Annotated in this window: 12 protein-coding genes and 2 pseudogenes; 1 reads left to right on the forward strand and 13 read right to left on the reverse strand. The window is 33.3% G+C overall.

Annotation, left to right across the window (positions count from 1 at the left end; translation table 11 throughout):
• From I4N53_RS00725 to I4N53_RS00735, 3 genes are all read right to left on the reverse strand, one after another.
• Positions 1–3,347 (reverse strand): LamG-like jellyroll fold domain-containing protein (locus tag I4N53_RS00725; protein ID WP_370623290.1); only part of this gene is annotated, 3,347 nt, incomplete at its 3' end.
• A 532-nt stretch (positions 3,348–3,879) separates the two neighbouring features.
• Positions 3,880–4,929 carry an aldose epimerase family protein gene (locus I4N53_RS00730; RefSeq protein ID WP_214495337.1) on the reverse strand — a complete coding sequence of 350 codons (1,050 nt, stop codon included), beginning with the start codon at positions 4,927–4,929 and terminating at the stop codon, positions 3,880–3,882.
• A 267-nt stretch (positions 4,930–5,196) separates the two neighbouring features.
• Positions 5,197–6,504: an ATP-binding protein gene (locus I4N53_RS00735; RefSeq protein ID WP_214495338.1), complete on the reverse strand. Its 1,308-nt coding sequence runs from the start codon at positions 6,502–6,504 to the stop codon at positions 5,197–5,199.
• A gap of 312 nt (positions 6,505–6,816) precedes the next feature.
• Here I4N53_RS00735 and I4N53_RS00740 point away from each other — a divergent pair, with 312 nt between their 5' ends.
• The gene (locus tag I4N53_RS00740) at positions 6,817–7,716 is read left to right on the forward strand and encodes an acetamidase/formamidase family protein (RefSeq protein WP_013150635.1); all 900 of its coding nucleotides are present in this window, start codon (positions 6,817–6,819) and stop codon (positions 7,714–7,716) included.
• Positions 7,717–7,836: 120 nt separating this feature from the next.
• Here the strand turns inward: I4N53_RS00740 and I4N53_RS00745 are convergent.
• The 10 genes and pseudogenes from I4N53_RS00745 to I4N53_RS00795 all read right to left on the reverse strand — a co-directional run.
• Positions 7,837–8,000, reverse strand: a pseudogene (locus I4N53_RS00745) (transposase); the annotation flags it as partial.
• A 216-nt stretch (positions 8,001–8,216) separates the two neighbouring features.
• The gene (locus I4N53_RS00755) at positions 8,217–10,586 is read right to left on the reverse strand and encodes a glycosyl hydrolase 53 family protein (RefSeq protein ID WP_255549584.1); all 2,370 of its coding nucleotides are present in this window, start codon (positions 10,584–10,586) and stop codon (positions 8,217–8,219) included.
• Positions 10,587–10,937: 351 nt separating this feature from the next.
• A pseudogene (locus I4N53_RS00760) lies at positions 10,938–11,171 on the reverse strand (transposase); the annotation flags it as partial.
• Between the two features lie 114 nt (positions 11,172–11,285).
• A complete protein-coding gene (locus I4N53_RS00765; protein ID WP_214495339.1) occupies positions 11,286–13,526 on the reverse strand; it encodes a glycoside hydrolase family 2 TIM barrel-domain containing protein in 2,241 nt (746 codons plus the stop codon).
• Positions 13,527–13,529: 3 nt separating this feature from the next.
• Positions 13,530–15,719, reverse strand: a complete 2,190-nt coding sequence (locus I4N53_RS00770; protein ID WP_214495340.1) for an alpha-galactosidase — start codon at positions 15,717–15,719, stop codon at positions 13,530–13,532.
• 457 nt (positions 15,720–16,176) lie between these two features.
• The gene (gene mglC / locus I4N53_RS00775; protein WP_342897083.1) at positions 16,177–17,172 is read right to left on the reverse strand and encodes a galactose/methyl galactoside ABC transporter permease MglC; all 996 of its coding nucleotides are present in this window, start codon (positions 17,170–17,172) and stop codon (positions 16,177–16,179) included.
• A 13-nt stretch (positions 17,173–17,185) separates the two neighbouring features.
• The gene (locus I4N53_RS00780) at positions 17,186–18,703 is read right to left on the reverse strand and encodes a sugar ABC transporter ATP-binding protein (RefSeq protein WP_003866650.1); all 1,518 of its coding nucleotides are present in this window, start codon (positions 18,701–18,703) and stop codon (positions 17,186–17,188) included.
• 84 nt (positions 18,704–18,787) lie between these two features.
• On the reverse strand, positions 18,788–19,855 hold the full coding sequence (locus I4N53_RS00785) for a galactose ABC transporter substrate-binding protein (protein ID WP_214495342.1): 1,068 nt from the start codon (positions 19,853–19,855) through the stop codon (positions 18,788–18,790).
• Positions 19,856–20,287: 432 nt separating this feature from the next.
• The gene (locus tag I4N53_RS00790; protein WP_214495343.1) at positions 20,288–21,193 is read right to left on the reverse strand and encodes a DUF4380 domain-containing protein; all 906 of its coding nucleotides are present in this window, start codon (positions 21,191–21,193) and stop codon (positions 20,288–20,290) included.
• 19 nt (positions 21,194–21,212) lie between these two features.
• Positions 21,213–22,403, reverse strand: a complete 1,191-nt coding sequence (locus I4N53_RS00795) for an ROK family transcriptional regulator (protein WP_012995687.1) — start codon at positions 22,401–22,403, stop codon at positions 21,213–21,215.
• Between the last annotated feature and the right edge of the window lie 11 nt (positions 22,404–22,414).

Raw genomic sequence — 22,414 nt, forward strand, 5'->3', positions numbered from 1 at the left:
TTTGAAGTGTCTTTTATGTCTTTTGCCACTTTGTTTTCGTCTACTTTAAGAATTATTGTGTTATTTTCTACAACTACTCTGCCTTGTGATACTTCCTGTGATGGTTCTGTTGGCTCTGTTGGCTCTATTGGTTCTGGTTTTTCAGGTTTACCCGCTTCGTCAAGTTCAACCACTTGCGGAATCTTACCAGTTTCATAATATGTTTTTATAGTCTCCTCTGAAATTGCAATACCATCGTAAATTAATAATTCATCAATTAACCCTTTAAATGGAGGATCCCAATAGTTAACCCCCAATCCAAATACAGCATTACGTGTTGTAAAAACATTTGGAAATCCTGTACCTGAAAACTTTTTCTCACCATTGATGTAAACATCTAATTTACCATTGTCGACAGTAAAAGCAACGTGAGACCATTCATTAACAGGCATTGTCATTCCTATAACTCCATCATACCAGTCTTCTCCCGACCAAACAGCCGATTGACCCTCAATAGGTCCTTGTAGAACAAAACTAACCCAGCTTCTTTCACTTGTTGCGCCGAAGAAAGTAGTTGTAAAGTAAGTAAGCTGTTCTGGTTTAACCCAAAATGAAACGGTATAGACATAACTTGAAATAAGCCCGTTTGGTAATAAAATACCAGATTTACCATCAAAATAAGCAGCCTTTCCTACTACTCCATCTTTAAATGTAATTGAGCCGCCGGTATTATTGATTCTATCTCCTGTAATTGTACTTTCCTTGTTATTCCCAGTTTTGTCACTTAAATCACTATCAAATGAATAATGAGCCACTAATCTAGGTTGGGTTTTCGCTAAGACAACAACTGTAAAAGTTTTCGTTGCAGTATAATTCCCTTTAGTAATAGTAGCTGTTAATGTGACAATTGCATCATCACTTCCCACCTCGGGACGATTTACAATTCCATCTTCAGTAATTACATCAGGATTAGAGGAAGTCCAAGAGATTGTCGCGCCTCCAATACCTTCTGTAGGCAAAGTTAGGTTAGATATAACTGCACTAGTATCCCCTAGTGTTAATTCATTTTTGATAATTTCACCAATTTCTTCATCAGTTCTTTGAATCGTTTTAATTCCCCAAATTGATTTTCCTTCGTCCGATAAAGCTGTAAATGTTATGACTTTTGTTTCTGTAAGCTCAGTCCATTGGCGCAAAAATACTCCCTTATAGGTTTTCCCATCAATAGTAACATTAGCATAATAATCATCAATCAATTCCCATGTACCTGAAACGGGTCCAGAAATCGTTCCATCATCATTTAATGAGATGGTTACGGCTTTTTTAAGGATTTTTGAAATGTCTTTTTCATGATTAATAAATTGATATTCACCGGGTATATCCTTTTTATCAATCGGTTCAAGAGTTTCGCCTGTATAACGATATGGAGCAACGACAGGCCAGCCATCTTCGTTCATAAACAATTGATGAACCCTCACTTCATGAATTTCCCCCCGTTGTGGGAAACGCGTATGAAAAACTAAGTACTGTTCGCCAGTTTGAGTATCAAGGTAAACGGAGTTGTGGCCCGGTGACACATATCCATAACCTATTCCAGTTCCCGGATCACCTAATTTGCGTTCGAATAAAAAGTGTCCCATCAGTTTATTACCAATTGGAGAATGGTCTACATTACCAGTCAGTACAGCATTTTGACCACGACTATCTACATATGGACCCTCAGGATTTTTTGAACGAAATACCCGTATATTATATTCTCCATCTGCACCTAACCATCCATATGATACGTATAAGTAGTAATAATCAGTATCAGGATGATAAACAACATATGGCCCTTCCATTGATTTGTGATATCCACCTGCTATTTTGGTGCCAAAATATCTATCAATTAGTCTTCCATCATCTGTTATTCCATCTTTTCCTGGATAAATAGGTCGTCCTGTTTCTTTATCAAGTTCGAGGATAAAAATTCCACCTGACCAAGACCCGTAGGTCATCCATAATCTACCGCTCTTGTCATAAAATATATTTGGATCAATAGCATTTGGATATATTAAATTATTATATGAACCGTCACTCTTAAACCATTTAGGATTTTCACTTTCTAATATACCAGCTTTTATCAATGAAGGTATATTTGTATTAGTCCATTTTTTATTGACATCACTATCGTAATCGTATGCTTCATCTCTTGTAAAACCTGAATAAACAATAGTATCTACATATTTATATGGACCTTCGATGTTTTGAGATACTGCAAATCCTATAGCTGAACGCACATACGTAGAGGATACACTATAGTAAAGCATATAAGCGCCTTTTGTTCCATCCTCATTCACATAATCTTCATTCCAAAAAACTTGCGGAGCCCAAACAGCAAAACCACCTTTACTGTCAGAATCATTCTCACCAGCCCAAGCAAAAGACCCAGCTAAATTTTCTGATAAATCGCCAAATAGCGCATTCCTTGGAGTTGTATAACCATTCGTAAATTTAGTCCATTTCATTAAATCCGTCGACTTAGCAGCTTCAATATGAGATCCAAAAACGTAGTAAGTGTCTCCATCCTTCACAATAGAAGGGTCATGAACAGAAACGTTTACGAATTCCGGAATCGGATAAGCATATTCCAGCGCTTTCATCGCAGCTTCCAACGCAGCTATTTCACTACTCCAATCCTCCCTTTCACCATCATTTGCAAGTGCTTCTTCAACAGAAGCAATGGCAGACTGTAACTTTTGATATGACTCTTCTGTATAGATACCATTATTTTTTATTGCTTTTGCTTGTGCTAATAATTCCTCTACTCTTGATCTACTTACGTCTGGCGCAACAGGAATTTCACCAGTTTCATAATAATTTTTAATTTGTCTAGCAGTTAAAACCATTCCGTCGTAAATAAGTAATTCATCAATTAAACCTTTATATGGAGGATCCCAATAGTTAACACCTAAGCCAAAAACCGCATTCTCTGTATCAAATATATTAGGAAAGTCATCACCTGTAAATTTAATTTCCCCATTTACATAAACATTAATTCTTCCTTCATCTATTGTAAAAGCCAAATGCGTCCATTCATTTGTATTTATTTTATAGCCTATGGATGCGTCATACCATTCCACTGGTCCTGTTGTACTATGTGACCATACAACTGTCTGTCCTGCAGCGTTTCCACCAGGAACTAAACTGACCCAATTATCCATATCTTTGGCACCAAAAAAGGTTGTAGTAAACATCGTTAACTCCTCAGGTTTCAACCACAATAAAACTGAGTACTTGTTGCTTTTAATTAAACCATCAGGTAACCGAATTCCAGATGAACCATCAAACACTGCTGCCTGTTCAAATTTTCCTTTGGAATACATCATCGTTCCACCGGTATTGTCGATCCTGTCACCTGTTACTTTTCCTGCTTCCCAATTGCCTGTTTGATCTGTTAAATCACCATCAAATGAATAATAAGCTATTAAACCAGGTCTATTTTGAGAATCACTTTCTTGTAAAATCTTTGTATTAGCAATACTTGAGTTTGATAAAAGGAAAATAAGTAGTAAGCAATAAATAATTAATCCTTTAAAAATATCCTTTTTTACCTTCAATCTTTCCTCCTTCTTTCTATATAAATTTATTTATCCTAATAGACTAAACACCTATTAGCTTCAAACCATCATACAATTTGTGGCATCATTTTTGATGAAAATTTTTACGCACAATTATACTTTTATAAATCCATTTTCGTATTAAATTAAATACTTGTGAGTTAATATACGTATATATTTTAATTATTTGCAAATTATTTGCAGGACAAATGTACGTACATTAATATATATAATTATATATTCGCTCTCGATTTTAACACTCATTCTTAAATTTATAAATTTTTTATGAAATCTTAAGTAACTACTTATTTATAATCCCGAACTTATACTTAGTAACTGATGAATATTTTTTACCTCTTTTTAACACATAAGAAGGAAAATTAGAATGGTGTATTGCATCCGGAAATCCTTGTGTCTCTAAACAAATCCCTAAGTATTTTCGTAAAGAAATTCCATACATATCATTTTCTTTTAATTGATTACCCGTATATACAACCACTCCAGGTTCATCTGTTTCAATAGTTAAAGTACGCCCACTTTCTAGATCCCATAACATAATCTCTTCATCATGGTGAGTATTCAATATAAAAGGATGATCATACCCTCCTTTTGCTACTTTTGTTTGTGGATGGTTTGATGTAATTCCTTCTTTTATAAGTTTTCCTTCTCGTAAATCAAATGGTGTATTAGTTACATCTAATATTACTCCTGTTGGAATCAATTCTTCATCTAATTCTAAAAACTGATCACTTTTTATTTTCAAAACATGATTTAAAATGTCTCTTTTTAGGTTGCCACTTAAGTTAAAATAAGTATGATTTGTCATGTTAAGTAAGGTATCTTGATCAGAAATAGCTTCATAAGAAATAGAAAATTCATTGTCATTGTTAAGGGAATAAGTTACTTTTATCTCTACATTTCCCGGATATCCTTCTTCTCCATTTACGCTAAGGTACGAAAATTGTATTGCAATTTCTTTTTCTTTTTGTACAATTTCTGGTTCCCAAAAAAACCTGTTAAAACCTTTTAAACCTCCATGCAAGTGGTTGTTGTTTTCATTTTTGGTCAATATATACGTTTTCCCGTTTAAATCAAACATCGCATCTTTAATTCTACCAGCTACTCGCCCAATAATAGCGCCAAAATAAGATGTATTATTAAAATAAGGCTCAATATGGTCAAATCCTATTACAATGTTTTCATAATTCCCTTTATTATCAGGAGTTATGATTTTGGTAATTATGCCTCCATAATTGAGACATGTTATTTTAATACCTTTATCATTCTCCATAGTAAAGGATATCACCGCTTTGTCATCTATCTTTCCCCATTCTTTTTGGATAACTTCCATAAAGCGCAACTCCTCTTCCTATACTTGCGGATTCAAAATTTGTTTTTTATTAGATAGTCAAACTTATTATCCCAAGCAAACTTAATAAGTTTTATTGTACGCATATTAACAATTAAAATCATCATTTTGTACGTACATCTATAATAATATATACGACATAACTTCAAAAATTCCTGCTACGTAATAATAAAATTTTTATAATTTTTTAGTTTTCGATTAACATTCACTATAAATCGATTTTTAACTATCTACTTAACATAAAATAGCTCAAACAGTATTCTTATATATTTCATATCTCAAATGATCTATAAATTGTTTTGCACTTCTTGGAGACCTTCCATTGTGCCACATCGCCCATCTTAATGCCTTTTCCTTCAAAATATTCCAATTAATATCTATATTATTTTTTTCAGCTAAGCCTTTAACAATTTTTAAATACTCTTCTTGACTTGGAGTAACAAAGGTAATAGTTATTCCAAATCTATCGCTTAAAGAAAGTTTTTCTTCTCTCGCATCTGTATTATGAAGTTCATTGTCCTCTATATTTTCTGTGACAATATGCCTCCTATTTGACGTCGCATAAATTACTACATTTGAAGGTAAAACCTCTACTCCACCTTCTAATACTGACTTAAGTTCTTTATAATCCGCCTCACTTTCATCAAAAGACAAATCGTCAAAAAACAATATAAATTTCATTCCTCTGTCTTTAATTACATCAAGTATGTATGATAAATCTTTTATATCATTTTTATTAATTTCTATAAGCCTAAGTCCCTCTTTGTAAAACTCATTGAGCAAAGCCTTAACAGTAGATGACTTTCCAGTACCTTTATCTCCATATAAAAGCACATTATTTGCAGGAAAACCCTTTAAAAAAGCTTCTGTATTTTCTATAACTATTTTCCGTTCTTCTTCATACCCTATCAAATCCTCAAAAGTCACAGGGTCAACACTTTCTATTCCTTTTAACTGTCCTGACCCATTTTGTTTAACCCATCGAAAAGCTTTATATTTTCCAAAAATACCACAGCCATTTAAGCGGTAATAATTAGACAAATATTCAGCAAATTTATCTCCTTTTAGTTCCCATAAATTTTCTAATAAGAAAGTGGTATTATTAATTTTTTCATGAAGAATATCATTAACAGAGTTTTCAAAATTCGGTAATTCCGTATTTAATAAATTATTTACAGTTTCTGCTATATTTATAGTGGAAAGTTCCTTTAAAATTCCTATTTCTTTTTCAAGAGTTTTAATCATCGAATTGCTCACACCGTCAAAACCATATTTTTCTGAAATCCGGCTAAATGGGTTTTCATCATAAGCGATTTCTTCTGCCAAAAAAGTAGGCCAAATATTTTTATGAATCCTCCTTTTAAAAGCATATTCAGTAATGCCTTTGTAAAAACTGCTATATTCAGAATAAATAAACTTAATAGAGGGTTTTTCTTTTAAAAGCTCTTGCAAAATATTAATTCCTCTTTTTATTAAACTGTGATTGATGATATTTCTATAAACCACTATTTCATTTAACCCATTTAAGATGTTTCTTAATTTTTCTTTATTTTCCAACTGCATCATCTCCCTATTGTTTTTGAAAAATTGTCACTTTACATCTTTATTTTATTAAATTATATCATATAAAACGCTATTTCCTAAGCTTTATTAAAAGTCCAATTAACCCTTATAACAACTTACAGTTTTTTTCATTTTAAAGGCTAGTCTCTTTTTGAATCTTAATTTCCCATTTTTTTAGCTTTTACAGAAATTATTTAAAAACTTTCGACTTTAAAAATAAGTTTCTGAGGATGTATAATATTCTTAATTAGAAAATAAAATGTTTTTGAAAAAGTAATAAGAGCAAACGAAAGGAGAGTTGTACAAATGCATTACAAAATATCAAGTGAAAATCACATATTTAGTTTTACAAAAGATAATATACCTGTATTATTTGTAAAAGAAAGCGATGAGATAGAGGTTGAAACATTAGACTGCTTTTCCAATCAAATTAAATCGAACAACGATAGACTTGAATCAATGGATTGGAACAAGGTAAACCCCGCAACAGGTCCTATTTATGTTGAGGGTGCAAAAGAAGGAGATGTCTTAGAAGTTACAATTAAAAAAATTGAAATAGCGAATAAAGGAGTAGTAGCAACAGGTAAAGATTTAGGGGTATTGGGAGATTTAATGGAGGGACTGTATTCCAAAGTAGTTGATATAAAAGATGGGAAAGTTATTTTTGACGAAAAAGTTTCTCTGCCAATTAAACCTATGATAGGAGTAATAGGGGTTTCACCAAAAGAAGGTAATATAAACTGTGGAACACCAGGTTCTCATGGTGGAAATATGGACACAATACTTATTGGTGAGGGTGCAAAACTCTACTTGCCAGTATTTGTAGAAGGTGCATTGTTCGCTTTGGGAGACTTACATGCTGCAATGGGAGATGGAGAAGTAGGAGTATCAGGTGTAGAAGTGGCAGGTTCTGTTACAGTGGAATTTAGAGTTTTGAAGAACTTCAAACTTTCTAACCCAATGGTAAAAACAAAAGATGTAACAGCAACAATAGCATCAGATGAGTCTTTAGATAAAGCAGTAAAGATATCAGTTCATGATATGGCAAAGCTATTCCAAAGCTTTACTAAATTATCAATAGAAGAAATAGCTACACTATTTAGCATAGCGGGAAATGTGCAGATTTCACAAGTAGTAGATCCACTAAAAACTGTACGCTTTTCTTTGCCAAATTGGGTGTTAGAAAGTTATGGGATAGTATTTTGAAGGAAGAAAAGATATGAAAGCAAAAACGATACCTCATTAGAAAGTTTTGGATATAAGCAAGAATTAAAAAGAGCTTTGACAATTTGGGATTTAATAATATATGGACTTTATTTATGGTTCTTATTGCATTTCATCCCAATTTTTACATCTTACAGTCCATTTATTTAATACATTCATACTTACCAATATAGCATTTTTTCTAAAGATTCATCGGATGGAAATATTGTTTTTGATTTTGTAACTTTTCTTAACTGCCTATGGAATCCTTCAATTATATTTGTCGTACTTCTTAATTAAAAAACTTCCTTCTCGGGTGTTTTATATTTTTAATTCTTACCAAGAAAGAGGTTTTTAACCAATTTACACAAAAATTTTTATAATCTTCTATATTGATATAAATCCAGTTTGAGTACATTTTCCCTTCTGACCGCCTACTTAAATTTTACACTGCCCATAAAAGAGAAAAGCTGCGGTTTCCCACAGCTTTTCTCTTTTATATTTTATTTCACATATTTTGCGTATACATATCCAAATCCGCCTCTATATTGTACCATATACCACCCATTTTCTTCTTTGACTACTTTTAATTCTGTTTCGTATGGTACTGCACCTATTTTTCTCGCCGTTACCGAACTTCCTGCTCTTACATTTAATCCGCTCCTAGCAGTCACTTTTACAGTTTTCAAAACAACTACATTTGATGGATCGGGAGTCGTAACAACGTATTTGCCGTAAATATATCCTGTCTTGCCATTACAATCAATCTTGTACCAGCCGTTGACTTTTTCAAGCAATGCCACAACTTTTCCAGCAGGAAGTACTCCTATAATTTTGCTTGCTGTAGTTGCATCTGCTCTTACATTAAGTGCAGATGCAACTACAAGGCCATGATTGTATACAGGTTGTGGTTGTGTAGTTGGAGCAGATTCTGGTTGTGGAGTTGGTGGTATAGAAGCTCCTATCGGATTACCAGATGCATCAACCCGAATTAGCTGTACATCATCAAGAAATCCCCAATTATCACTGTTTCCATCAATTGTTAAACCTATCGTAATCTGACCATTTGTAACCTCAATTAATGGAATAACAGGATGTTGCCAAACAAGCCACCCAGAATTCTGAATATCGGTAGTTAATCGAGGTCCACCATACTCATCTGCAAACAGCTGTAAGCTGTTTTCCCCTCCACCCCCGTGAACATACGCCCTTAATTGATAATAACCATTTTCTAATCCAGTTATTGTCTGTGATATTGTAACTCTAAATGCACTATCACTCCAGTAATTTAATGAATAGTCTCCTGAGTGTGCATTAGTGGGATCCTTTGCAATTTTTACAGCAGATGTATCGCCTGCTATATTCCAGTGTGCTACTGAACCATCTTCAAATCCTGGATTTTGTACATAGTTTATTATATTCGTTACCGTAATATTAGCAACAGCCTTAAGAGTAACGCCAAGCACTATACCTGTAATAGTAAAACTCCCAGGATATGCATATTTATTAGAATCAACATTTTCCCATGTTACAGAAGCTGTTCTAACCGATCCATCATCATAAACCAGATTCACTGTAGCTGGAAGCTTTGGTGCTTGACCGACTGTTGTCAATACGTTTACAGGTTCTATTGATAATACTTTTGGAATTACAATGTCTTGAGTACCTGACACAAGATTAAAAACATCTAACGAAGGGAGTGCATTGCCCTGAAAATCAAACATAGCCTGGTTTTCCCAGCCATTACCTTCGCCCGTCTTCCATCCTGCGCCAGGAACCGGAATCCACTCTGGTGCCCAGTAAAAAACACCAAGTCCTTTATTGTCGGAAACCTGTAAAACAGCATCCATTATATTCCTTATTGCAGTAGCTTGACCTTGTACAGAAGCCTTATAACCACCTAAAGCCTCTTCTTTTGTACCAAAAATATTTTCAGTTCCATCACCATTATCCAAAGTAAAAGCATACGCAGTTTCTGCAACAACGACATACTTATTATAACGCTGGCTTATATCATTCATATTATTTTTTAATTCTTCAAGTGTGCCGTGCCAATATGGATAATATGAAAGTCCTATTACATCAAAATCCGTAACTCCCTGTTTGTAAATCAAATTGTCAAAAAATGAGCGATAAAGGGCATTATTCCCACCATTTGACAAATGAATCATAATCTTTACTCTTTTTTCAGGATCATTATTGTTAGGGTCATTGTCCCTAACAGCTTTAATTCCTTGCTTTAATAAAGCAGCAAATCCAGAGTAATCACCACCTGAAATCTTACCATCAGGCCATAATATACCATTATCAACTTCATTTCCTATCTGAACCATATCTGGCATTACACCATTATTTTTAAGTTCGTTTATAACTGCAGCTGTAAAATCATATACAGCTTGCTGAAGTTCTTCTCCACTTAGATTTGCCCAAGCAGCTGGCTTGTTTTGTTTTCCTGGATCAGCCCAAAAATCGCTATAATGAAAATCGAGAAGAAACTTTAATCCTAAAGCTTTTGCTCTTTTTGCTAGGTATATTGTTGTCTCTAGATCGTTATTTCCTCCTCCCAAAGGATTTCCATCAGCGTCTTTAGGATTGTTCCAAAGCCTTAGTCGAATCCAGTTAACGCCATGGTCTTTCAGAATTTGAAGGCAATCTTTCTCAATTCCATTATCATAAAATTTGCCTCCACTTTGTTCTATCTGTGCTAACATTGATACATCAGCACCTTTTATAAAATCAGGGTGAAGTCCTCTGATTGGATTTACATAAAAACTTGAAGCTGTTTCTGATATATTTGCATTTGCAACAGTTAAGTTCAAAAATATCATTGCAAATACAGTAACAAATGCAATAATACTTTTTTTGCCCATCATTATTCATTCCCTCCTATATCAATATTTTGCAATTGACTCAATTAAGCTTTTAAAATCTTATTTTTTCGCTAAATTTGAACTGTTTTAATGTTGGTTCTAAACAAAGGCTTTTTAAAGCAACACAACACCTCCCTAGAGCAACTTTTGATTTAAAGTTACTTTCTACCAGCATTTTAAGTTTTTTAACACTCTGGCCTCGACTACCCTATCGTGCCTCTCAGAGTCTTGCCCTTAGGGAGGAATAATGCAGCTTCCTCAACTTATTTGCTTTAAATCGATTTGCTGCCTTTTAGGCTTCTAATTCCTTTATTTGCTTCATGCGATATTCTCAAAGAACTTTATGTGTTATTTTTCTTTTTTCTTGGCAAGTGTAAACATAGCCCTTATGAACTTTACTGAAATCGCAATTAATGCTTGTTTCTTCTCTAAAGGATTTTCTCGCCTTTTTAAAAAGTAGTTGTAAAGTACTTTGAATTCTTTGCCTTTGGCTACTAATGTTAGGCTTGCTTTGTATAGGAGACTCCTTAGTTCAGGACGCCATCTTTTGAAAATCTTGGTCTTTCCTCTGTGTTTTCCTGAAAGATTATGCTGTGAAATGGACAGTGCCTCATTACCCATAAGGCTGCTTTTCTCCACAAATTCTTGAATACTTCTTCAAATTCAGGTTATCTTTTATTTTCAACTATATTTCTCTATTACCTATAGAAATAAATAATCTATGTCTTTTAAATTCAATTCAATTTTTGACTCATAGCAAACGTATGGCGATTTTGCTTTTAAAGTTATTTTCCCAGTTTTTCTTTTGGATTTCACATAAACTGCTCCTCTTCCTGCTTCTAATGTCAATGGATTTTCTCCAATCAGTTTTCCTTCACCTTCTATTTCAAATGATACTGGTATATTAGCATAAGGAAGAATAGATCCATTTTCATCTACAACACTTATAATAACCCTTGTACAATCGGAGCCATCTGCCATAATCTCTACATCATCAGCAGTAAGAATCAACTTATGGGGTTTCCCATATGGTCTTAATGTATGTCTTGCCACTTCCTTACCGTCTATCAAACCTACTGCAGTAATAGAAGAGTTATTAACTCTTACCTCCATATAGCTGATTCCGCATTCCTTCATTGAAAATTCAAAAGGCGGATGTGGTAAACTAGGAAAATCAACTCTATTAGGCATTTGTCTTTTTACAAACTTATCGTTTATATAAAGTTCTACTTCTTCGCAATTGCTAAATACAAGCAATTTATCGCCATTCTCTTCTTCAAATGATGGTATTAAGTACGAAGCTATAAACACATAGGGCCCATATAAGTGAGGATCGGCCTGGCTTCTGTAAAAATGAGCTGCAAATTTTGGAAGTCTAAATATATCACAGACTCCATGATAGCATATATTATCTCCTGAACCAAAAGCACTTGTGGTATTATAATCAAATGCACACCAGCCTGATGCACCAGCCATGTTTGGTATCCCATATTGTTTGTCTTGGATAAGAGCATGCAACCTTGCATGAGTAATAAGTCGATTAAGGTTATCATAAGATTTTGTCGGATACATGTGACCCATATATTCTGTTACCATATACTTTTTGTGATTTGGAAGTTGTATTTTGCCTTCTAAATTGTATATAAAGTCGTTATATGTAAATACATCCTCTAGCTTTTCACTATCTCTTAAATATCTAACACCACCTGTTGGTCTACTTCTGTCTAATTTATGAGCTATTTCATTCATTTCTTTATAAAAATCGTGGTCATCTAAAGACTCATTTATTCGCACACCCCACATAAATATACAAGGATGATTTCTATCTCTTAAAATCATTTCTTTTAAATTCTCTTTTGCAATGTTCTTCCAATTTTCATCGCCTATATGCTGCCATCCAGGTATCTCTTCAAAAACTAACAAACCTATCTCATCACATCTATCCAAAAATGAAACAGCCTGCGGATAATGTGACGTCCTAACATAATTTAATCCCAATTCATACTTTAGTATATCTGCATCTTTTCTTTGAACCCTATCCGGCATAGCACCGCCAACATAAGGAAAAGTCTGATGTCTGTTTAATCCTCTCAATTTTAAAGGTTCACCATTAATATAAAATTTGCCGTCATCTCTAAATTCAACTGTCCTTATTCCTGTCTTAAAAGTATAATTATCTAAAATTTCATTCTCTGCAATAAGTTTTACAGACACATTATATAAATACGGATGATCTGGATGCCAAGTTAATGGATTGTCCATCTTTATTTGCTGTACAATCTCTTTTTGCATCTCTTTTATGTCAGTAACCACTGATGAACACACAACGCCTTCTTTATTTATAACCTCTGTCAATATCTTTCCATTGCTTATTTCTTTTCCTGCAATAGTTGTAGTAATTGAAATTTCAGCAACAGAATCTTGCAATTTATCAACAACAAAATAAACATCTTTTATATGGGTATCATTTAAAATTTTCAGCCATACATTTCTGTATATTCCACCAAACAACATGTAATCTACAAGATGACCTTCTGGAGGAATATCTTTATGCTCTCTTGAATCCACTTGTACAGCAATTAAATTTTCAAAATTACCGTATTTAATATACTCTGTAATATCAAATTCAAAAGGAGTATATCCTCCTTTATGTTCTCCTACAAATTCGCCATTTACATAAACCTTCGCAACAGTTATAACACCTTCAAAATGAATATAAACCTTTTTCCCTTTGTATCTCTCATCTACTTTAAAATGTTTTCTGTACCATGAAACAAACCTGTAGTCTTCTTCTTTAAAATAGTGGTGAGGAAATGTTTTGTTTGCATGAGGAAGACTAACAACTTCAAAATTGCTCTCATCAAAATCAAATTTATATGCATCATTTAAGTCTTCAGGAATATATAGCCAATCTACATTAAAATTCAATACATCTCTACCCATCTTTTACGCCTCCTTTTTAAAATGCATCATAACACTTTGAAAATCTCCTTCCAATTGTGGTATTGCAATGCCTGCATACATAAGCTCATCACCACCATACACTTCACCCGTATCTTGCAATGCATATTTGTAATCGGGGTTTAAAGCCTTTAAATAAATCCTTTTTATCGTGTCATTAGGAGTTGCCAAGACTTTAAAGTAAAAAGCCACAAATTCAGTTTTTTCTTCATTAATAAACATCCATGCTGTTTCATTTCCTTCAAAAGGACTTAATAATCTGTAAAAATCTCCAAATTGAATCAATTTTCTTATCTCTTTGTACTTTTTAACATATTTTTTAGCAAGGTCTTTTTCCTCTTCACTAAGCTTTGTTAAATCAAGCTCAAATCCAAAATTACCTGATATCGCCACATCAAGGCGAGTCTTTAAAGGAGTTATTCTATGAACTTGGTGATTGGGCACAGCAGACACATGGCTTCCCATTGAAATAAGAGGATAAACTATACTTGTACCATACTGTATTTTAAGTCTTTCAACTGCATCTGTATTATCACTAGTCCAAGTCTGGGGCATATAATAAAGCATTCCAGGGTCAAAACGACCGCCACCACCAGCACAACTTTCAAACAAAACATCAGGAAACCTTGTCGTTATTTCTTCTAATATTCTGTAAAGTCCAAGAATATATCTGTGAGCAGTTTCTCTTTGTCTTTCAGGAGGCAAAAGTGCAGAGCCTATCTCTGTCATATTTCTATTCATATCCCATTTTACATAACTTATGTTGGCGCTTTCCAAAATATCTGACACTACTTTTATAATATAATCTTGTACATCTTTGCGCGACAAGTCTAACACAAGTTGATTTCTGCTTTCACTTCTCGGCCTATTAGGTACATGTATACACCAATTGGGATGCTCTCTATAGAGGTCACTATCAGGAGACACCATTTCTGGTTCCATCCATAATCCAAATTTTAAACCTAAAGAATTTATCCCTTTTGCAAGACCATCCAAACCACTTGGAATCTTTTCTTTATTTACAAACCAATCTCCCAGTGAAGAATTGTCAGAATTTCTCTTTCCAAACCATCCATCGTCAAGAACAAACAATTCAATGCCCAAATCTTTAGCTTCTTTAGCAAGTTCTTTAAGTTTTTCTTCGGTAAAATCAAAATAAGTAGCTTCCCAATTGTTTATAAGAATTGGTCTTTCTTTGTCCTTAAATTTACTTCTCATAAGTCTATTTCTGTACAGTTTGTGATAGGTATTTGACATTTTATTTAAGCCACCATCCGAATAAACCATAACGACTTCTGGTGTTTGAAATGTTTCACCTGGCTTTAAAAGCCATGAATAATCAAATGGATTGATTCCCATAGAAACTCTTGCCATATTATATTGATCCACTTCTACTTGTGCCAAGAAATTGCCACTGTAAACAAGGCTAAATCCATAAACATCTCCATGCCATTCGTCAGCGTCTTTCCTTAAAAGTGCTATAAAAGGATTTTGCTGATGGCTGCTTGCACCTCTTCTGCTTTCAATAGACTGAACTCCAAGAGTAAGTGGTTTTCTTATGACATGTCTTTCTCTCGCCCAAGCCCCTGACAATTGAAGCATGTCAAACTTATCATCACTAAAATCAACATTCATAGACAAAGCTCTTAACAATTTTATGTCTTCTTTTCCCATGTTTTCAAATCTCACTGACCTTGTGATAACATCATAATCTCTAAATGCCGTGTAAATTAAAGTTACTTTTAAATTCGCTACTTTATCATATAACTCTATTTCAAGAGTATCAGCTTCATCTTTACTTTCAACAAAAGTAGCTGGAAGCCCTTCTAATTTAGGTTTACCTTTATAGATTTTGTGAGAGAGGTATCTTAAATCAGAAATAGTAGAACCATTTTCAAGCTGAATTTGATACGCAGGACTTCTAAAATCAGTATTGCCATACGCAGGATACTCTTGTGGCAAAAAATCTAACATTAGATAATTTCCAAAGTTAATATTATCAGTATCTATACTTACATGAGGCAATTTTAACAAGTGATATATATTTGCGTTCTTTATCTTTTTACCAAAATATGCATGCAAAACAGCGTCGTTTTTTAAAACATGAATTATATAACTTGTATCTTTTGCTGTTAAATGAAAGGTTCTTGTTTTATCATTAAAATGAATAGGCATAGTAAGTCCTCCTATCGAATTAGTTACTAAATTTTTTTACAACTCAAATTTTTTCATAAATTATGGTACTTTTTACTTGGATATTACTTCATTTTATAATTGGGCAATGAGTTCAAGGAAGATAAATTTTTATAATTATTTTATGATTTCTATTTTTATTTTTACATATTAAACAACTCATTCAATTATTTTATTCTTATTATGGATTATTTAGAAAAACTGGTAATAATGAAAAGGTTAAAAGATTTGATATTTACTCAATAGAATTAAAAACCCCACCGCAGGGTGGGATTAAAATGTCTCTATTAATTTCTCCGCATTCATTTTCTGTCTTATACTACATTTTGTTAAATTAACTCTAAAAAAGTTGATATTAATTGTGTCATATAATGCACATACAATCCCCCTCTAAACTATCCTGATTAAATTAAAGAACTTATTATAGTATACCAAAACCTTATTTTTTAGCTAAATATTTCCTAATATCTACAGCAACTGCAGATACAATAATTATACCTTTAATTATCAATTGCCAATATGGATCAATACCAATAAATGTTAATCCATAGTTAATTACACTAAATATCAGCACACCTACTACAACCCCAGGTACAGTACCTACACCACCAGAAACAGACCATCCACCAACTACACACGCAGCTATCGCGTCAAGTTCATACATATTACCATAGTTATTTGTAGCACCTCCTGTCCTTGCTGCTTCCAAGATACCAGCAATGGTATATAAAGTTCCAGCTAGAGCAAATAACCATAAAATATGACGTTTTACATCAACACCTGATACAACTGCCGCTTCCCTATTTCCACCAATTGCATACAAATTTTTGCCAAAACTTGTTTTGTTTAAAACTATCCACATGATTATAGTAATAATAACTGCAATAATTATAACATAAGGAATCCCAAAAATCCCCCCTGTACCAAGTTCAGAAAAATCTTTCCTTAGTCCTGCAATAGGTTGAGAATTGTTAGGAGGTAAATTAAAATAAATAGAATTTGCCCCATAAACAATGACCATTGTACCCAAAGTAGCAATAAATGGAGGTACACTAAATCTAGAAACTACAAATCCATTTAAAAGTCCAAAACCAAATCCTATAAGAATGGTTATTAAAATGGGGATCCATAAAGGAAGTTGTGGTAAATCAGGGAAAAATCTCCTTGGATAATCGGGCATTTGAAGTAGCGAAGCAGACACCACAGCAGCCAACCCTACTAATCGCCCTGCTGAAAGGTCTGCACCTCCTATTAAAATAACAAGTGCAGCCCCTAAAGCAATAATAATTCTTGTAGAACTTTGAACTAGGATATCTCTAAAAACTCTTAGTGATATAAAAGTAGGATCTTTTATGGCAATTCCTATAATTAGTAATATTAATACAACATATATGGCATATTGTGTCAAATAATTTTTAATTTTGTTGTTCATCATTATCTCCTCCGTATTAATTTGTATATTTACTAGCAAGGCGCATTATTTTTTCTTCAGTTGCTTCTTCCTTATCAAGGATTCCAGATAAATAACCTTCACACATCACCATAATTCTATCTGCCATCCCTAAAAGTTCGGGCATTTCAGATGAAATCATTATAATACTTTTGCCTTGCATTGTAAGTTCATTCATAATTGTATATATCTCATATTTTGCACCAACATCAATACCTCGTGTTGGCTCATCAAGTATTAATATTTCAGGAGAAGTAAGAAGCCATCTAGCCAAAAGCACCTTTTGTTGATTTCCACCAGACAAATCTTTAATTAAAGTTTTTAATGATGGAGTTTTGACTCTTAACGCGTTTACCATCTGTTTAGTATCATCTTTTCGTGCCCTGTCATTAAGCAATAAAAAGCGGTTTACATATTTTTTTATATTGGCAATTGTAGTATTTTCTAGTATATTTAGTTCTGGAAAAATTCCTGTCGAACGTCTTTCTTCAGTAAGTAAAGCCATCCCCTGTTTTTTAGCATCAATAGGGGATCTAATGATAACCTCTTTTCCTTTTATAAAAATTCTCCCTGATGCTATCGATCTTAAGCCAAACAAAGCTTCCACAAGTTCAGTACGTTGAGAACCTACTAACCCACCTATGCCTAATATTTCGCCTTTCCTAAGTTCAAAAGAAACATTTTTAAACGATTTTGGCAAGGGTGATGTTAAATTTTCAACTTTGAGAATAACTTCACCTGGCTTACTATTCCTTATTGGAAATCTGTTAGTCATTTCACGTCCAACCATTTTTGATATTATCTTATCTTCAGTTAATTCTTTAGTATCCCATGTTCCAACTACTTTTCCATCACGCATAATAGTTACTTCATCCGCAATTTCAAAAATTTCATCTATCTTATGAGATATATAAATTATTGACACACCTTCTTTTTTTAAAGTGCGGATAAGATCAAACAAATGAGTAACTTCATTCTCTGTCAGAGAAGATGTTGGTTCATCCATAATTATAATTTTTGCATTATATGAAATTGCTTTAGCTATTTCTATATATTGAATTTTTGATGCTGATAAATTTTTTACCAATTCAGTTGGTTTAATATCTATTTCCAACCCTGCTAAAAGTTCTTCTGTATCTTGATACATTTTCTTTTCATCAACTAATTTAAATAAACCATAATTTTTCATAGGAAAACGTCCAAGCCATATGTTTTCCATCACATTGCGATACCTTACAGGGTGTAATTCCTGATGTATCATAGAAATTCCGTGATCTAACGCCTCTTTTGAATTTTTTATACTAAATTTTTTGCCATTTAGTATAATTTCACCCGAATCAGGTTCATAAATTCCAAACAGGCACTTCATTAAAGTTGACTTTCCTGCTCCATTTTCACCCATAATCGCGTGCACAGTACCCGCCCGCACTTTTAAAGTTACATTATCAAGCGCTTTTACTCCTGGGAACTCTTTTGAAATGTTATTCATTTCCAGTATAAATTCATTATTCGTCATCTTAATGCCTCCTGATTCTGCCTTTAAAAAATTTATTATAAAGCAAGGAAAAATCCTTGCTTTATAATATTTTACAATACATTTCTATTGAGTAGCATCGTTAATATTATCCAACGTAATTTTTACATATGGAATCCACACATATTTACCATCTGTTATATCATACCCAATATTTTCTTTAGTTGGTGTCTGACCTTGCGCAAGAACATAAGCCAACATAAAAGCTGCTTTAGCTTGATTCTTAGCGTCATTTAAAACAGTACCAAGTAAAGTTCCCTCTTTAAGAGCTTGAATTCCAGGTACCGTTGCATCAACTCCAACAACAGGAATATATTTGCCATTTTTGAAATAACCTGCTGCCTTTAATGCTTCAATTGCGCCCAAAGCCATATCGTCGTTATTAGCAAATACTGCTTCAATTTTATCACCATAAGCTGCTAAAAAAGCTGCCATTTTATCTTGAGCTTTTACACGGTCCCACATTGCAGTATCTTTAGCAAGTTCTTGCACTTTAATTCCAGCTTCTTTAACAGCTTCAATAGAATATTTGGTACGAAGTTCAGCATCTTGGTGGCCTGGTTCCCCCATTAACATAACATATTGCATAACACCATCATGATTTTTATCAGCTTCAGGATGTGATTTCCAATAATCTGCCATTATTTCACCTTGCAATGTGCCAGATTGTTCTGCTTTTGCTCCTACATAATAAACTTTGTCCCATTTTTTCAGATCATCTGGTAGCGGTTCTCTATTAATAAATACAACAGGAATATTTGCTTGTTTTGCTTTATCAATAATTGTACCTGCAGCAGTGCGATCCACTGGATTAATTATAAGGGCGTTTACCTTCTTTGTTATAAAAAGATCAACTTTATCATTTTGTACTGGCTGTGAATTTTGGCTATCTACCATATCAACTTTAGCTTTGCCTTCTGCCGCTTTAGCAATATTATCACGCACACTTGTCATAAAAGTATCATCAAATTTGTAAATCGCTACACCAATGACAGGTAATTTTTTTTCGCTTGTATTAGCTGTATTTTGTTGAGAACTGCTGGTTGATGTAGTATTACTAGAACTGCCACATCCAGCAAGTGCTACTGAAATCACAAACACAATCAAGATAAGATAAGTCACCAGTTTCCTCATAAATTACTTCTCCTCCTTTTTGATGATCAAAAATTTAAAAATTAAATTTAATATTTTAAATTTATCTTTCTCTACCACCTTCTTTCACAATAAAGTTCTTATATACAAGAATCAGAAGATTTCAGTGAACGTTATCAGTTAGTACATACTTTATTTAATATTCTAATTAATCTGATTTATGCAATTTTTAAATTTATCACTTTTATATAATAGTTTATTAAAATATTTTCTTTTTTGATGTCATTCATATAATTTTGTTATCATAAATTCAGCTAAGTAAACATTTTAATTGCAAATTGAAAACATCTATTTTTATACTTATTTTTTTATTTTAACTAACTCCTATATTATATATTCGACATGAATTCGAAAATTCCTTCTTCGAAAGCGTAATTTATTAAAAATTTTTATAAACTTTTTGTAACCAAAAATTTACTTCCTGCAATATTTTTCTACAACCTTATCAAATGCACCTTCATCTATATCTTTTACATTTACATTATTGTAAAGCTCCCATTCTTCAATATGCTCAACAGCTTCACCTGGTTGTAATCTTGTAAATGGACTTAATGTTTCTATTTCAAGCATCCAATCGTTTGTGTATGTTTCAAAAGATACACCAAAATCAGGATATATCGCATTTTGTTGTGGGTAATATCTTTTTACAAATAAATGCCCTTCTCTCGCATAAGCAGCCCAACCAGCTTCATTATTAATTCCTAATTTGAAAGGACTTTTATTGCTAGGATTTTGCCTTAATGCAATGTATTTTTCTCCCCAGTATACTCTTTCGTCATTCATTTTAGAATAAGGCCAGAGTACAATTTGCCTATTTGGAAGTAAATCTGTATCTTTGTTTGGCTGAGGTATTATTTCTATTCCTCCTGTATTTAATACTGTTATTGTCCATGCTGAAAGCTCAATAGGCCATGCTCCAAGATTAGTTATCCTGTGTACAAGCCTTACTCTACTCTCATCAGGACTTAAGATTATATCGATTTGCTTTTGTGTGTTAACCCATTTTTCTGGCTTTTGAATAAGTCTCACACCGTTTTCTATTTCGTGCCAATCAACTGGTTCATTGTCTGGCACATACGTCCTCTTTCTGTCTTCAGGACTATGCCACAGTCTGTGACCACCGTAAAACCTAAATTCGTTACCTCCTTTTAAACCAATAGTTTTAGGGTCTAAGTTAAATTCGTTTACATCATTTTCAAAACCAAATCTGACAATTCTGGGTCCTATATCAGTAGTAGCAACAACGTCAATGATTCCATTTGACAATTTAACGCTATTTTCCCATCCCAAAAAGTTTACTTTTTCAATTTTTATTGCCATAGTCATCCTCCATCCTTTCTCACAAAACTTCATCCATAACCATATTAGCAGCGCCAATTAAAGTAGCATTATCCCCCAACTCAGCAAAAGCTATGCTGCATGAGGAATATGAATTTTCAAAAGCCCTCTTCTTAGTCGTTTCTCTCATTATATCTTCAAAAAAACTCCGTCCTTGAACAATCCCTCCTCCTATTAAAATAAGTTCAGGATTAAAAGTGTTTATTATGTTTGCAATCCCTATCCCTAAGTATCTCCCGATAGTTTCTAATGAATTAATCGCTAATTTGTCATTCAATTTTGCAGCCTCATAAATCATTTCTGGTGTGACACTGTCGAGTATTCCTTTTGCCATCTGGTATACAATAGAATCATTTCCTTCTTTGATAGACTTAACGACTAAATTAACAAGAGCCTTTTCCGACGCTAATGCTTCAAAACAACCGTAATTGCCACAGCTACACTTAGGACCTGCTACATCAATAGTAGTATGACCTATTTCCCCTGCACTATCATTATTACCTATATATAATCTTCCATTTATCAATATCGCGGAACCTATTCCATAGCCTACTTTTAAAAAAATCATGTTTTCAACTTCTTTAGCTTTTCCCATTTGAAACTCGCCCCATGCCATTGCTCTAACGTCATTCATGATATAGGTAGGGATCTCAAACTTTTCTTCTATCATCGCCTTTAAAGGCACGTTTCTCCATCCTATGTTAGGCGCAAATACTGAAATACCCTCTTTTGTCTTAACAGGACCCCTTACCACAATTCCTATTCCTGATATATTGTTTGGAGATTCTTTTATCGCTTTATCAAGAGTAGACATCAATAGCTCCAGTACTTCTTGTTCTTTTAAACCTTTTATAGAATGTGTTTGCTCGCTTTTTCTATTGAGCTCGGCATCAAGAGTGTATTCATGTAAATTATTGGTGCTTATGTGAACAATAATAATTGTCATAAATTCTGGATTTATTTTGATAAGCACAGGAGGCCTGCCGCCATTTGACTCTCCAACCTTATATTCAACAACTACTCCTTCTTCAATAAGTTTGTTTACAATGTTAGTTACAGTTGGAGGTGTTAAATTTGTCTCTTTTGCAATATCTGCTCTAGATATTGGCCCCATTTTTCTTATAATATCTAAAATAAGCGATTCATTCATGCCTTTTAATAATTTGTAGCTTACAGGTATCAAGTTTGCCATTAATATCCCAT

The sequence above is a fragment of the Thermoanaerobacter sp. CM-CNRG TB177 genome (assembly GCF_018588165.1).
GTDB lineage: Bacteria > Bacillota > Thermoanaerobacteria > Thermoanaerobacterales > Thermoanaerobacteraceae > Thermoanaerobacter > Thermoanaerobacter thermocopriae.